Annotated in this window: 16 protein-coding genes; 8 read left to right on the top strand and 8 right to left on the bottom strand. The window is 67.2% G+C overall.

The genetic code is table 11. The annotated features are described in order from the left end of the window. Positions 1–82: 82 nt before the first annotated feature. A complete protein-coding gene (locus FPY90_RS02080; protein ID WP_498683549.1) occupies positions 83–739 on the bottom strand; it encodes a TetR/AcrR family transcriptional regulator in 657 nt (218 codons plus the stop codon). A gap of 55 nt (positions 740–794) precedes the next feature. On the opposite strand from FPY90_RS02080, the gene FPY90_RS02085 reads away from it, so the two are divergent. Both FPY90_RS02085 and FPY90_RS02090 read left to right on the top strand, forming a co-directional pair. After that, a complete protein-coding gene (locus FPY90_RS02085) occupies positions 795–1,247 on the top strand; it encodes a nuclear transport factor 2 family protein (RefSeq protein WP_498683551.1) in 453 nt (150 codons plus the stop codon). After that, the gene (locus FPY90_RS02090; RefSeq protein WP_498683553.1) at positions 1,244–2,137 is read left to right on the top strand and encodes an SDR family oxidoreductase; all 894 of its coding nucleotides are present in this window, start codon (positions 1,244–1,246) and stop codon (positions 2,135–2,137) included. The genes FPY90_RS02085 and FPY90_RS02090 overlap by 4 nt, the downstream gene beginning before the upstream one ends. A 41-nt stretch (positions 2,138–2,178) precedes the next feature. Here FPY90_RS02090 and FPY90_RS02095 read toward each other — a convergent pair whose 3' ends face one another. From FPY90_RS02095 to cls, 4 genes are all read right to left on the bottom strand, one after another. Continuing rightward, the gene (locus FPY90_RS02095; RefSeq protein ID WP_083411531.1) at positions 2,179–2,805 is read right to left on the bottom strand and encodes an energy-coupling factor transporter transmembrane component T family protein; all 627 of its coding nucleotides are present in this window, start codon (positions 2,803–2,805) and stop codon (positions 2,179–2,181) included. After that, positions 2,802–3,515, bottom strand: a complete 714-nt coding sequence (locus tag FPY90_RS02100; protein WP_083411532.1) for an energy-coupling factor ABC transporter ATP-binding protein — start codon at positions 3,513–3,515, stop codon at positions 2,802–2,804. The genes FPY90_RS02095 and FPY90_RS02100 overlap by 4 nt, the downstream gene beginning before the upstream one ends. A 53-nt stretch (positions 3,516–3,568) precedes the next feature. Then, on the bottom strand, positions 3,569–4,183 hold the full coding sequence (locus FPY90_RS02105; protein ID WP_498683556.1) for a biotin transporter BioY: 615 nt from the start codon (positions 4,181–4,183) through the stop codon (positions 3,569–3,571). Between the two features lie 150 nt (positions 4,184–4,333). After that, a complete protein-coding gene (gene cls / locus FPY90_RS02110) occupies positions 4,334–5,788 on the bottom strand; it encodes a cardiolipin synthase (RefSeq protein ID WP_498683558.1) in 1,455 nt (484 codons plus the stop codon). Positions 5,789–5,910: 122 nt separating this feature from the next. Between cls and soxR the strand changes: the two genes are divergently transcribed. The 3 genes from soxR to FPY90_RS02125 all read left to right on the top strand — a co-directional run bounded on the left by soxR (position 5,911) and on the right by FPY90_RS02125 (position 7,670). Continuing rightward, positions 5,911–6,390 (top strand): redox-sensitive transcriptional activator SoxR, encoded by a 480-nt coding sequence (soxR, locus tag FPY90_RS02115; protein ID WP_498683560.1) that lies wholly within the window; start codon positions 5,911–5,913, stop codon positions 6,388–6,390. A gap of 75 nt (positions 6,391–6,465) precedes the next feature. Beyond that, positions 6,466–6,984 (top strand): flavin reductase family protein, encoded by a 519-nt coding sequence (locus FPY90_RS02120; protein WP_498683562.1) that lies wholly within the window; start codon positions 6,466–6,468, stop codon positions 6,982–6,984. A gap of 56 nt (positions 6,985–7,040) precedes the next feature. Then, complete coding sequence (locus FPY90_RS02125) at positions 7,041–7,670, top strand: superoxide dismutase (protein WP_498683564.1); 630 nt, start codon at positions 7,041–7,043, stop codon at positions 7,668–7,670. A gap of 113 nt (positions 7,671–7,783) precedes the next feature. Here FPY90_RS02125 and FPY90_RS02130 read toward each other — a convergent pair whose 3' ends face one another. Continuing rightward, positions 7,784–9,232 (bottom strand): DUF5129 domain-containing protein, encoded by a 1,449-nt coding sequence (locus FPY90_RS02130; RefSeq protein ID WP_498683566.1) that lies wholly within the window; start codon positions 9,230–9,232, stop codon positions 7,784–7,786. Between the two features lie 87 nt (positions 9,233–9,319). Continuing rightward, a complete protein-coding gene (locus tag FPY90_RS02135; protein WP_498683568.1) occupies positions 9,320–10,096 on the bottom strand; it encodes a LysE family translocator in 777 nt (258 codons plus the stop codon). 184 nt (positions 10,097–10,280) lie between these two features. On the opposite strand from FPY90_RS02135, the gene FPY90_RS02140 reads away from it, so the two are divergent. After that, positions 10,281–10,727 (top strand): Lrp/AsnC family transcriptional regulator, encoded by a 447-nt coding sequence (locus tag FPY90_RS02140; protein ID WP_498683570.1) that lies wholly within the window; start codon positions 10,281–10,283, stop codon positions 10,725–10,727. Positions 10,728–10,838: 111 nt separating this feature from the next. Beyond that, positions 10,839–11,630 carry an aldo/keto reductase gene (locus FPY90_RS02145; protein ID WP_498683573.1) on the top strand — a complete coding sequence of 264 codons (792 nt, stop codon included), beginning with the start codon at positions 10,839–10,841 and terminating at the stop codon, positions 11,628–11,630. Here the strand turns inward: FPY90_RS02145 and FPY90_RS02150 are convergent. Further along, positions 11,627–12,598 carry an MFS transporter gene (locus FPY90_RS02150; RefSeq protein WP_175475560.1) on the bottom strand — a complete coding sequence of 324 codons (972 nt, stop codon included), beginning with the start codon at positions 12,596–12,598 and terminating at the stop codon, positions 11,627–11,629. The two genes, FPY90_RS02145 and FPY90_RS02150, sit on opposite strands and share 4 nt — an antisense overlap. On the opposite strand from FPY90_RS02150, the gene FPY90_RS02155 reads away from it, so the two are divergent. After that, positions 12,597–12,974, top strand: a complete 378-nt coding sequence (locus FPY90_RS02155; protein ID WP_175475561.1) for a hypothetical protein — start codon at positions 12,597–12,599, stop codon at positions 12,972–12,974. The genes FPY90_RS02150 and FPY90_RS02155 overlap by 2 nt on opposite strands. Positions 12,975–13,000: the final 26 nt, after the last annotated feature.

Genomic DNA, 13,000 nt, shown 5'->3' on the forward strand with positions numbered 1-13,000 from the left:
ACGGGCGCCGGAGGGTTTTGGGCGGCGTGTCGCATGTCGGGCACGGAATTGCGATGGGATGCGCCCGGATTCCCGTGGCGGATCAGTGCCGTGGATGCGGCGGGCGCACAAGTGCGTCGGCCATGGACCGGGCCACGTAGCGGGCAAAGCGCTCGGTGCTCCATCCGCGCTGGAGCACCAGCAGTTCGTAGAGTTCCGGTGAGCTGTGCAGCCACATGACGTCGACCGCCTCGTCGAATCCCACATCCTCGCGGAGATACCCGCGCTCCTGCAGGAAGCGGGCGTTGTGTTCCATCCGTTGTAGGCGCTCGGCGTTGGTTCGCCTTTGGAGCTCGGCCATGTTTGCGTCGCTTGCCGCGGCGGAGCGCACCAGCAGCAGGATCGGGGTCAGGGATTCGGCGACCTCCGCGGTGAGCTCTCCCCAGGCGCGCATCAGGGACTGCGCGTCGGCGGCGCTCGTGCGCATGGCATCGGAGCGGTCGAAGGCGGCCACCGGGCCGCTGCCTCGCAGCCCGCGTTCGTAGATGGCCCGCACCAGCCCGGGCTTGCCCCCGAAAGACTTGTAGATGGTCTCGACCGAGACCCGTGCGTCGGCGGCGATCCGCGCGATGGTGGTGCCCGGGTATCCGCGGGCCAGAAGCAGCTTCTGCGCAGCGTCGAGGGTCGCATCCCGGGTCTTTTGCGCGGCCGCGCGCCGGGAGGAGGAATCGTATCCGCGGGAGCTCTTGACTGTGGGCATTTTTGGTTCCATACTTCGTATTGGTTACACCGAACTGTATCAAATTGGAGTTACCATGGTCGACCCTCCAGTATCTTCCCCCGAGGCGTTGCTGGCCCGTCTGGTGGACGCCGTCAACGCCCACGACCTCGACGCCCTCGTGGCCTGCTTCGCCCCCGGCTACCTTAACGAGACGCCCGCCCACCCCGCCCGCGGCTTCACCGGGGCCGGGCAGGTCCGAAGCAACTGGCAGCGGATGTTCACCGGGATCCCGGACCTGAAAGCCCGGGTCCTCGACCAATCCATCGACGGCGGGAGCGCCTGGACGGAGTGGGAGATCGGGGGCACCCGCCTCGACGGTGCACCGGTGCTGATGCGCGGGGTCATGATCTTCACCGTCAGCGACGGACTGCTGGCCGGCGTGCGGTTCTACCTGGAGCCGGTGGATGAAAACGGCGACGATGTCAACGCCGCCATCGAGGAAACAACGGGTGCCGCAGCAACGGCTCCGGAGAGGGATTTGCCATGATTCTGGTCATCGGAGCCACCGGGCAGCTCGGCGGGCTCATTGCGCGGCGGCTTTTGCTCCGCGGAGAAGCGGTGCGGGTGTTGGTGCGCGACCCGGCCGCGCCCGCGGCCCGCGCCTTGGTGAAAGCCGGCGCCGATCCCGTTCCCGGGGACCTGACGGACCCCGCATCCCTGCGGGCAGCCTGCGAATCGGTCCAAGGGATCGTCACGACCGCGAACTCGATGTCGCGCGGCGGGCCGGACACCATCGACTCGGTCGATCGACACGGCAATGCGAACCTCATCGACGCCGCGACCGGAGCGGGCGTGGGTCGCTTCGTGTTCATCTCCGCGCTCGGCGCCGATCCGCACCATCCGATGCCGCTGTTGCAGGCCAAGGGCGAGACCGAAGTGCGCCTGGGGCAAAGCACCCTGGACTGGACCGTCCTGCAACCGGACTTCTACATGGACATGCTGCCGATGGCGGTGATCGGCGCCCCGGCACTGTCCGGCGGAACCGTCACGCTGGTGGGAGAGGGCCGGCGGCGGCACTCGATCATCGCCATGAAGGACGTCGCCGACTATGCGGTTGCGGCGTTGCACAGCGATGGCGCCATCGGGAAGGTGCTGCAGCTCGGCGGTCCCGAGGCGGTGTCGTGGCGCGATGTCCTCAAGGCCTTCGAGCGGCATCTCGGGCGGAAAATCCCGGTTGGCTTTGTCGCGCCCGGGCAGCCCATTGACTCGATGCCCGAGATGCTTGCCGGGCTGCTCGCCGCGCTGGAGACCTACGATTCCCCGCTGGATTCCAGCGGGCTGGCCCGGCGGTACTCGGTGGTACCGACATCGCTTGATGACTTCGTGCACGGCGTCGTCGAGGCGGCGGGAGAGAGTGAACGGGCGCGAACGGCCTGATCCCGCGGGCGGGAACCGAGTGCGTGGTCGCCGGGCCGTGGCTAGTTGCGCTCCATGATGCCGCGGGCCGCCAGCGCGTCGGCGGTGCGCTGGGCGTAGGCCACGGTGTTGATGACCACCGGTGCGGCCAGCGTCGCGGGGTTGCGGCCGATGCCGCGCGCCTTGGCGGCGTCTGAAAGCTCCTGCACCGAGGTGGCGATCGCCGGGATGCTGCGCAGCATCAGCGCCACGGCCAGGGCGACGGTGGCAGGGTTCCCGCCGAGCAGCCGCACCGGGGCCGCCGCGCGCTCCAGCCCGTCGAGCAGGGCCGCCTGGGTGGTGGTCAGCAGCACCAGGCGCCCGCACTGGATGACCGCGAGCATCCCGGACACCAGGGTCAGGGCGAAAAGCGGGGAGTTGATGATCGACTGGTGGATCCCCAGGATCGCGAAGATCCACCACAGCTGGCGCAGCGGGGCGGCCCAGGCGCGCAGCACCCGGGGTCCGGCCAGGGCGAAGAGGCCCGTGCCCAGCGCGAGCGCGCCCAGGCCCACGGCGGGGATGCGCCAGATGAGCACCGCGGCCCCGACGGCCAGCACCACCAGGTACTTGGCGGCCAGCGGGGCGCGGTGCACGATGCTGGTCCCGGGCAGGTAGTGGCCCAGCAGCATCTGGTGCGCGGCGCTCACGAGGCCGGGCTTCCCTGCCGGACCAGCCGGCGGTAGGCTGCCACGGCCTCGGGGGCCGGGCCGTCGAAGGCGATCTTCCCGCCGGCGACCAGCAGCGCGCGGTCGGCGGCCGCGGCGAAGTCCAGGTCGTGGGTCGCGTAGATGACCTGCTGGTCCAGGGCGCCCAGCGTCGCCTGGAGCAGTTCGTTGTTGGCCAAATCCAGCAGCGTGGTCGGCTCGTCGGCCACCAGGATGTCCTGTCCGGCGGCCAGCACGCTGCACAGCGCCACCAGCTGCCGCTCGCCCCCGGAGAGGTCGTAGATGCTGCGCTGGGCCAGGTGGTCCAGGCCCAGCGCTGCCAGCGCGCGAAGGGCGGCGGCGGCCCGGGCGCCGCGGTCCCTGTGGCTGGCCTTGAGCGAGAGCTCGACGTCCTCGGAGACGATGGGCATCACCAGCTGCGAGAGCGGGTCGGTGAACAGGAAGCCCACGCGTTGGCGCACGGACTTGGCCTGGCGCACGGTGTCGAAGCCGTGGACCGCGACCGAGCCCGTCGAGGGGGACACCAGCCCGTTGAGCATGCGCAGCAGCGTGGATTTTCCCGACCCGTTGGCGCCGATCACGGCGATGCGCCGCTCGGCCAGTTCCAGGGTGCACGGTTCCAGGACGGTGCGCCCCTGCCGGGTCGGGTCGTCGGCGGGCAGGATCAGCCCGGCATTGTTGAATCGGATCACGCTTAACGGTATTCCCTGCTGGTGTCGTGGATCGAATCCGGCTGCGGCCGGAGCTAGGCCTGGAAGCGGCGGGCCGCGAAGGCGGGGAAGGCCTTGAAGACGCTGACGGCGATGGCCGCGGCCAGCAGGTTCTTCACCACGTCCCCCGGCCAGTAGGCCATGTCCAGGACGAAGGCCTGGCCCAGCGGGATCTGCGCGTTCAGGCTCATGCCCAGGATGCCCAGCGGGTGCACGACGAGGATCGAGCCGGCCAGCCCGGCCAGGAACAGCCAGGCGAAGCGGCGCCTGCGGGCGACCTTGCGCAGCACCAGCGTGGCCAGTGCGCCGGTCACCAGGGCGGCAACGGGGAAGGAAAGCAGGTAGCCGGCGCTCGGGGCGGCCAGCGACCCCAGGCCGCCGGAAAACTTGGCGAAGATCGGCACCCCGGCCAGCCCCACCACCAGGTAGAGGGCGACGGCCGAGCCGCCGCGCTTGGAGCCCAGGATCATGGCGGTGAGTGCCACGCCCATGGTCTGCAGCGTGATCGGCACGCCCAGGGCGCCCACCGGAACGGCCGGGACCAGGGTGAGCACCGCGATGAGCGCGGCGAAGACGGAGACCAGGGCGAGGTCGCGGGCCCCGATCCGGGCGGGGGAGTGCGCCTCGAGGCGCGGGCCGGTGGTGCTCATGTCTGGGTGTTCCTGTCGGTTCGTGAAGTTGGCGGCGTCGTGGACGGGCCGCGCGGCTGCGTTACCGAAAACAATACTTGAACACCGTTCAAAAGTCTTGGCCACCATGCCCGGGGCCTGGTCACCGGCCGCGGGCCGCGTCACAAACCGTCACTGCAGCATCGAGGTCAGCCGGGCGAGGTTGTCCAGCGCCCGCTCGCGCAACGGCCGGGCAAGCCATGGCCCGAGCTCAAGCTCCCGCGAGTTTTCGCGGTACCTGTCCTCCACCCGGAGCAGGTCCGCCAGCAGTTCCGGGCCGTGCAGCAGCACCGAGATCTCCATGTTCAACGAGAACGAACGCATGTCCATGTTCGAGGACCCGATGACGGCGACCTCGTCGTCGATGGAGAAGTGCTTGGCGTGCAGCACCTTCGGCGCGCGGTACAGGTAGATCCGCACCCCCGCCCGCAGCAGCGCCTCGTAGTAGGAACGCTGCGCATGGTAGACCATCGCCTGGTCGCCGATCTCCGAGACGAACAGCTCCACCGGCACCCCGCGCGCGGCGGTGGTGAGTATCGCCAGCAGGATCGACTCGTCCGGCACGAAGTAGGGGCTGGTGATGGAGACCCGCTTGGTGGCCTGGTGGATCATCATGGTGAAGAGCTTGAGGCTGTTGTCGTTCTCGAAGCTCGGCCCGCTGGGCAGCACCTGCGCGTCGATGAGCTCGGTGGCGCCCTCCAGCTCGATGGCGGTGGTGTCCAGGTCCAGCAGCTGGCCGGTCTCCGAGTACCAGTCGGTGATGAACACCGCGTCGAGCTCGCGCACCGCCGGGCCCTCGATGCGCATCATCAGCTCGTGCCAGGACAGGCCGCGCCGGATGTTCTTGGCCTTGTGGTAGCGCGGCTCGATCAGGTTCATCGACCCGGTGAAGCCCGTGGAGGAATCGACGACCAGGATCTTGCGGTGGTTGCGCAAATCCGGGCGCTGCCACTGCCCGCGCCAGGGGCGCAGCGGCAGCATGTGGTGCACCTGCGCGCCGATGGATTCCAGGAACGCGGTGGTTTCCCTCCGCCGCGGGTACATCAGCGAGGCCAGGTGGTCCAGCAGCACCCTGACCTCGACCCCGCGCCCGCGCGCCCGGGCCAGGGCCTCGAAGAAGGGCGCCGTCGCCTCGTCGTGCACCCCGATGTAGAACTGCACGTGCACCCGGTGCCGGGCCGCATCGATGGCCAGGGCCATCTGCGCGATCGTTCCGGCATAGTCGTCGTTGAGCGTGATCTTGTTCCCGCCCACCATCGGCAGCGCGCCCAGGGCCTTGTTCAGCGCGGTGGCCGGGGCCAGCCAGGCGGGCCAGTCCGGTTCGTGGCTGGTCAGCCAGGGGCCGCGCGTGCGCTCGAGGATCAGTTCGTTGACCTCGCGTTGCTTGGCCCGGCGGTGTGCCGGCAGGCGGCCGAAGCCGACGAGCAGGAATGCGGCCGCGCCCAGGAAGGGGACGAACACGATCGCCATGACCCAGGCGATGGCCTCGGCCGGCTTGCGGTTGCGCGAGACCAGGATCGTCGCCAACAGGCCCAGGGCAACGTGCCCGGCTCCCAGGGCCAGTGCCCAGATGTCAAGATCGCTCATGTGCCCTTTCGCAAGCCGCGGGTCCGGCGCACATCGCCGGGTTGTCACTGCCGACTCTAGGCGATGCTCCCCCGACCGGCAGCCTTTGGCGCGGCAGGGGTGGAAGAAGGCAGAATGGAGCGATGGACACGGGAGAAAACGCGGCGCAGGACCTCAGCGTGGGCCAGGTGGCGGCCCGCTCCGGTGTCGCGGTCTCGGCACTGCACTACTACGAGCGGGAGGGACTGATCTCCTCCCGGCGCACCACCGGGAACCAACGCAGGTTCGACCGCGGCGTGCTGCGGCGCGTTGCAGTGATCCGCGCGGCCCAGCGCGCCGGCATCCCGCTGCGCTCCATTGCCGAAATCTTTGCCGGGCTTCCGGCCGACGGGACCCCGCGCAAGGAGGACTGGCAGGCGGTCTCCGCGGCCTGGCGCGAGGACCTGCAGGAGCGGATCCACCAGTTGCAGTCGTTGCGCGACGGACTCGGCGGATGCATCGGCTGCGGCTGCCTGTCGCTGGCCGAATGCGGATTCGTGAACCCCAACGACAAGCTGGCCGACGACCGCGGCGGTGCCCTGTTGTTCCGGGACGACACCGAATTTGACCTCAACCAAGGTTGAGGTTCTAGCGTGGGGAGCAAAGGACAGCCCGCGGCACCGCCACGGGCCTCGTGATGAGAGGAACCTCCACCCGCCGTGCAGACCCAATTTCCGGCCGCCACCGTTGCGGAGCAATTTCGCCTTGCCTTCGGCAACCATCCCGCCGGCGTTGCCGTCGTGACCGCGGCCGGATCCCGCGGACCGGTCGGCATCACCGCCTCCTCGCTGATCTCCGTGTCGGCCGACCCCGCCTACCTGGCCTTCAACATCGCCCGCAGCTCCGGCGCCGCCGCGGCCATCCTGGGGTCCGGAACCATCGTCGTGCACCTGCTCACTGACCGCAACGCCGATGTCGCGGCGCTGTTCGCCGGTCCCGGGGAGGAACGCTTCGCGAGGCTGGCGGGGTGGGAACACCTGCCCACCGGCGAACCGCTGATCCACGGACTCGGAGTGGCCATGCGCTGCGAGATCGAGTCGCGGGTCCCCGCCGGCCCGGCAACCCTCGTGGTCGCCTCGGTCCTCGAGGTCATCGGCGGGCAATCCATGGCAGCGCCATTGGTCTACCACCGGCGCGGCTACCACAGCATCGGTGAGCACTCACGCCTCACCGCTTGACCGGCTCCCGGAAAACCGGGCACCGGATCCCTGAACCACGAAAATGAGGAGTCATTTTGGCTATTTATACCTTGCCCGAGCTGCAGTACGACTACGCGGCCCTGGAGCCGAACATCTCGGCGCGGATCATGGAGCTGCACCACTCGAAGCACCACGCGGCCTATGTGGCCGGGGCGAACGCGGCCCTGGAGCAGTTGGCCGTGGCGCGGGAGAAGGGCGAGTTCGGGAATGTCCCGAAGTTGTCCAAGGACCTGGCGTTCCACCTGGGCGGGCACACGAACCACTCGATCTTCTGGAACAACCTGTCCCCGGAGGGCGGGGACAAGCCCGAGGGGGAGCTGGCCGCGGCGATCGACGACGCCTTTGGCTCGTTTGACGCGTTCCGTGCGCATTTCACGGCGGCGGCGATGAGCCTGCAGGGCTCGGGTTGGGCGTTGCTGGGCTTTGAGGGCCTCGGTGGCCAGTTGGTCATCGAGCAGCTGTACGACCAGCAGGGCAACGTGCCGGTGGCGACGACCCCGTTGTTGATGCTGGACATGTGGGAGCACGCGTTCTACCTGGATTACGTGAATGTGAAGGCCGACTACGTGAAGGCGTTCTGGAACATCGTGAACTGGGCCGATGTCTCGGCGCGTTTCGAGGCGGCCCGCAAGGGTGCCGCGGCGCTGATCGTCCCGGGCAAGTAACAAAACCCGAAAAACACGCTGGGGCGGGTGTCGGCTCGGTCTGGAACCGAGTCGATACCCGCCCCTTTTCCGCGCTGTTGCCGGATCGCACCGCGGAGTGGCGCCGCGGCGGATCAGAAGCGCGACGAGGATCCGGAGCCGGAGAAACTACCGCCGCTGGAGCCGTATCCGGTGCTGCCGCCCGAGGACGAGCTGGCGCTGCGGCTTTCCTGCACGCTGGAAATCCCGGAGTTGTAGCCGGCGCTGAACCCCACGACAGACCAGAACCTGTTGGCCGGGTACACGGTGCCCAGAATGCTGTGGTTCGAGGAATAGCTGGAACCGCGGGCCTCGGGGGTGCGCATGGCCGCCCGCATCAGCTTCTCTTCTTCCTTGTCCTTCGCAAACTTCGCGATCACCGCCTCCGAGTACTCCTTGAGCAACCCGGTAAGCTGCTCGCGGGCTTCGGCGATCTTGTCCAGGGCTTCCTCGGGGCCGATTTGCCTGGCCTGCAGGGCAGCACCCCACTTTTCCATGTCGGCGGCTGTCATGGACTTGAAGCGGCCCAGGGCAATGGCCGAGGGTGCCTCGGGTGCGGAATGCTTGCCGATCACCAAAGAGTCGATTTCGGCCAGATCCTCGCGCAACGGGGCGAGCTGGCGTTCCCACGCAGCGGCCCAGCCCGATCCCAGATTCAGGAGCATGTTCGTGTCGGCGATCACGTCGTCCAGGCGGTCCAGGTCGGTCGCCTTGGCCGCGTACTTCTCCATGAACAGCGCGGTTTCCTTGCGTACGTGCGACTTCGGGTCCATGCCGTTGGCCTTGTTGCCCTGCGCGGCGAGCTCGTTGTAGGCGGCCATGAATCCGCGGTATTTTTCCAGCACGAGGCTGCCGTAGCGCGAGCTGTCGTTGATCGTCTTGGCGTTCAACTCGGTGGCCTCGAGGTCCAGGCTGACGTTCGAGTAGCTGGCGTTGCCGATGTCCAGGGCCTTCAGGGAGCGGTTCCGGTAGGTCCTGCGCACATACAGGGTGCTGCCCAGGCTGATGCCGCCGACCACCAGGATGCCGCCGCTCCAAGCGTAAAGCTTGGGGGACTTGTACCAGGGGCGGTTCATCAATTGTGCGGCACGCTCGACCCCGGCGATGGTCCCGTCGGTCCACTGGGCCTCCCGGTAGAGGTCCTTGGTGGCGTTCTGGATGTCATCGCGTTGGGCGGGGGAGACCTTCCGGTCCTCGCCGAAGTACGTGCCCACCTGCCGGCCGGTGGGATCCAGCGCAAAGACGAACAGCGAGTCGGCCCACTTTTGCCCATCCGCGCTCAACCACTCGGGGTGCTTCTGGCGTGCGAAGCGCAGCACTTCCTCGTTGAGGTTGTCGTTGTACTCGCCGTCCCGCGTGTAGACGGCAACCTTGGTCGGCTCGTTGAACGAGATCTTTTTGAGGGCCGGGACCAGTGTGTTCAGATCCAGCGTTCCGGCGGCGTCCTCGATGACGATGTCCGTTGCCGGTGCGGCGAGTGCCGCCGGGGCACCGCCGACCAGCAGCAGGGCACCCAGGGCCAGGATGGACAGAAGCTTTCGCATGCGTATGCCGTTCGTCGATTGCAGTCTTCCCTTGAACCCTAACGGGGTTTACCCAATCGATCGATCCTGCATGCGTCCCCGGGTGTGTCAGCCGCCAAGCAGGGCCATCAGCATCTGGATGGAAGCGAGCAGCATTGGTGCCTGCTCGGCGACCAGCAGCAGCCCGAGGACGATCATGACCAACCCGCTGAACAGGGTGATGAAGCGAGCGGCGGTTGGACGCTGGCGCAACAATGCCCGGGCTCCCAGCGCCACGCCCGAGTAGACGAAGATCGAGAGCACCATGTGGCTCAGGCCCAGCAGCGCGGTCTGCGCCGGGACGGAGAAGGCCGCCTCCGCATGGATGAACTGGGGGATCAGCGCCAGGTAGAGCAGCAACGCCTTGGGGTTTGATCCGCTGGTGCCCAGGCCGCGGAAGAATGCCGGCCCGAAGAAGCGTTCACGGGGGTGCGGGGGTGCCGCGGTTTCGACGGCCGAGCGAACCATGGTGTCCGCCCCGCCGCTTGAACCGGCCGAGAGCGGTGGGGCCACGGCGGCGCCAGGTGCTTCCGCGGGCGTGCCGCCTTCGGCGCTGAACCCGGCTCCGCGCCAGGACCTGGCGGTGCTGAAGCCCAGCCAGAGCAAGTAGGCCGCACCTGCCAGCGTGATCCAGGAAAGCAGTCGAGGATTGCTGGCAACCAGCGCCGCCATGCCGGCGACAATCAAGACGGTGTGGAAGACGTAGCCGCTGCACAACCCCGCCACGGCAGCAGAGACCTTGTGGCGGCCGAGGCCCGCGGAGATCGCGTAGGCCCAGTCGGCACCGGGAGTCATGGCCAGAGCAAAAGACACCCCGAGGAAGCCAAGGATGGTTTGGATGTCCATGATCGATCTCTTTCCTGCTGTGGGTGTACCGGCAAGTTTAGGAAGAAAACGGGGAAATGTGCTTGCGTGTTCTCGCGTTCCCCAGGACGCTTGCGCAAGGATGTAATTGATATGGTTGGTCAAGCGCAAGAATATTGCGTGCCACTTTCGACTCGTCGAAAACTTCACGATTAGGGGCTGCCGCATGGACGGAATTGACCGCGCGATCCTGCGTCGCCTGCAGGGTGACGGGCGCATGACCGCCACCGCCCTGGCTGAGGATGTCGGACTCACCCTGGCCCCCTGCCACCGGAGGCTGCGCGAGCTGGAAAACAGCGGCGTGATCCGCGGCTACCGGGTCGACGTGGACCCGGCGAAGGTCGGACTCGGCTTCGAAGCCCTGGTGTTTGTGACACTCAGGGACCGCTCGACCATGAAGGACTTCGAACGCGAGGTCGGAGGGATCGGGCAGATCATCGACGCCCAGCGGCTCTTTGGCGAACCGGACTTCTTGCTGCGGGTGATGGCAGCGGACCTGCCCGCCTACCAGCGCTTTTACGACGACGTGCTCGTGGTTCTGCCCGGTGTGGAAAAGCTGACCAGCACCATCGTAATGAAGAACCTCAAGTCCGGCGGCAGGCTGCCGATCTAGGCGGCGCCGCCCCGCCGGCCCCTATCGGCAATCCTTCCCATGCCATAGCATGGCCAAATGTCAGATAACTACGCATCGGTCCCGTTACGTGAACTCAACAATGGCGCTTTCATGCCATCAATTGGCCTTGGAACGTGGCCGCTCGACGACATCCAGGCCGGGGCGGCGGTGGCCCACGCGTTGGAGGCCGGCTACCGGCTCATCGACACCGCGGAAAACTACGGAAACGAGGAAGGGATCGGGGAGGGCATCGGCTCGATGTCGGTTCCCCGCGAGGAACTGTTCATCACCTCAAAGTTCAATGTGCAGTGGCATTCGGTCCAGGGAGTCATGGACGCCTGGGAAAACAGCTGCAAGCGCCTGGGGCTGGAATACCTTGACCTTTTCCTGATCCACTGGCCGAACCCCAAGGAAGGCAACTACGTGCAGGCCTGGGAGGGTCTGGTGAAGCTGCTCAAGCGCGGGCGGGTGCGGGCCATCGGCACTTCGAACTTCACGGTTCCGCAGTTGCAGGAGCTGATCGACGCCACCGGCGTGGTTCCGGACGTCAACCAGATCCAGCACTCCCCGTTTTGGCTTGACGACGAGCGGCTAGCGTTCCATGCCGAACACGGGATAGTCACCGAAGCGTGGGCGCCGCTGGGCCGCGGGGAAAACGACCTGCTGGACGCCGCCCCGGTGCTGGCCGCGGCCGCTGCCCACAAGGTCACCCCGGCCCAGGCGGTGCTTCGCTGGCAGATCGAGCGCGGCGCCGTCCCCATTCCCAAGACGACAAGCCCACTCCGAATGGCCGAGAACCTCGATGTCTTTGCGTTCAACCTCTCAGCGGAGGAGGTGCTGGCCATCGACGAATTGGACGGCACGGCGGGAGAAGGCTTGGACCCCATGCGCTTCGGGCACTAGTCGATCCGTTCCGGGACCGGACGCGGTCCCGGAACGTTCGTGGCCTTCGGCGTGATCAGCAGGGTCAGCAACAGAATGGCCGCGACCAGGATGAATGCATTCAGCACCCCGAAATGTTCGCCAAGGAAGCCCAGGACAGGCGGCCCGATCAGCATCGAGGAATAGCCGAACACGGCAACGATGCCCACGCGTCGGGGTCCGTCGGTGGGGTGCGCCGCCGCGACGCTCATGCCCACGGGGAACCCGAGCGACCCGCCCAGGCCCCACAGCAGGGCCCCGGTGAAGACCGCCCACGGCGCCGGGGCCAGGATGAACAAGACGATGCCGGCGAGACCCAGGATCCCCATGGTCACCAGGACCCGCTTGTGCCCGAGCCGGTCAATAAGCGGGCCGCCGAAAATCCGTCCCGCCGTCATGGCCGCGACGAATGCGCCGAAAACCAGGGCTCCGGTGGCCTCGGTGAATCCGTGGTCGTCCACCGAGGCAATGGTGAGCCAGTCGTTGGCCGTGCCCTCGGCAAACGCCAGCCCGGCGACCATGAGGCCGATCAACATCAGGTGCCCGTCGCGGAACAAGGCCATGAGGCGCTGCCACCAGGTGTCGGCGGCGGGACCCGTGGCGGAGCCTTGGACCGGCGGCGGTTCAAGGCCGGAAACGTTGCGGACGAAGTAGACGCCAAGGCCCATGATCAGGACTCCGACGACCGCGAAGTTCCACATCACGTCGATGTCCAGGCGGGAGGCCCCCGCGCCCAGGACGGCGCCGATGATGGTCCCGAAACTGAAGAAGGCATGCATCATCGGCAGCACGGTTTTGCCCAGGGAGCGTTCGACCGCGGCGCCGTCGACATTCATCATCACGTCGGTGGCGCTGAAGACGAAACCGTAGAAGACCAGGATCGCCATGGCGCCCACGGTGCTCTCGAGCACCTCGGTCATGCCGCCCAGGACGGCCAGGGCAGCGCCCATGCTGAGCAGTCCGAGCGTGATCCCGCGGCGGATTCCGAGCCTCGCCAAGATTCCGGGGGCGAACGCCAAGCCTCCGATCGATCCGATGGCCAGGGAGAAAAGAAGGATACCGACATCGGAGGTGGAAAGTTCGAGCTGCACCCGAACGGCCGGAAGCCGGGCAACCCAGGTGGCAAACGCGAAGCCGCATAAAAAGAAAATGCCAAAGATGGAGTTGCGCCACGCCGTGTTTGTGGGCAACCGCGTCGCTTCGACGGGTGCTTCGGATTTGCTGTGCAACGGCAGCCTTTCGACGCTAAAGCGGTGGATCTTTGCGGTGGGTGTCAACCTCCCCAAGCATGCGCTGGCTGACATGTTCATCATACGTCCGGAGTAATTGTTTTTCATCGCCCAACGCGCCCC

Origin of the sequence: Arthrobacter sp. C2, from assembly GCA_024207135.1 — a bacterium.
Taxonomy (GTDB): Bacteria; Actinomycetota; Actinomycetes; order Actinomycetales; family Micrococcaceae; genus Paeniglutamicibacter.

What these genes read in the sequence shown, in the direction of transcription:
- FPY90_RS02145 (WP_498683573.1), top strand. Translation starts at nt 10,839, where the DNA reads ATGCCATCAATTGGCCTTGGAACGTGGCCGCTCGACGACATCCAGGCC.
- FPY90_RS02085 (WP_498683551.1), top strand. Translation starts at nt 795, where the DNA reads ATGGTCGACCCTCCAGTATCTTCCCCCGAGGCGTTGCTGGCCCGTCTG.
- soxR (WP_498683560.1), top strand. Translation starts at nt 5,911, where the DNA reads ATGGACACGGGAGAAAACGCGGCGCAGGACCTCAGCGTGGGCCAGGTG.
- FPY90_RS02080 (WP_498683549.1), bottom strand. Translation starts at nt 739, where the DNA reads ATGCCCACAGTCAAGAGCTCCCGCGGATACGATTCCTCCTCCCGGCGC.
- FPY90_RS02090 (WP_498683553.1), top strand. Translation starts at nt 1,244, where the DNA reads ATGATTCTGGTCATCGGAGCCACCGGGCAGCTCGGCGGGCTCATTGCG.
- FPY90_RS02130 (WP_498683566.1), bottom strand. Translation starts at nt 9,232, where the DNA reads ATGCGAAAGCTTCTGTCCATCCTGGCCCTGGGTGCCCTGCTGCTGGTC.
- FPY90_RS02150 (WP_175475560.1), bottom strand. Translation starts at nt 12,598, where the DNA reads ATGGGCGCTGCCCTGGCCGTCCTGGGCGGCATGACCGAGGTGCTCGAG.
- FPY90_RS02155 (WP_175475561.1), top strand. Translation starts at nt 12,597, where the DNA reads ATGCTGAGCAGTCCGAGCGTGATCCCGCGGCGGATTCCGAGCCTCGCC.
- cls (WP_498683558.1), bottom strand. Translation starts at nt 5,788, where the DNA reads ATGAGCGATCTTGACATCTGGGCACTGGCCCTGGGAGCCGGGCACGTT.
- FPY90_RS02140 (WP_498683570.1), top strand. Translation starts at nt 10,281, where the DNA reads ATGGACGGAATTGACCGCGCGATCCTGCGTCGCCTGCAGGGTGACGGG.
- FPY90_RS02135 (WP_498683568.1), bottom strand. Translation starts at nt 10,096, where the DNA reads ATGGACATCCAAACCATCCTTGGCTTCCTCGGGGTGTCTTTTGCTCTG.
- FPY90_RS02105 (WP_498683556.1), bottom strand. Translation starts at nt 4,183, where the DNA reads ATGAGCACCACCGGCCCGCGCCTCGAGGCGCACTCCCCCGCCCGGATC.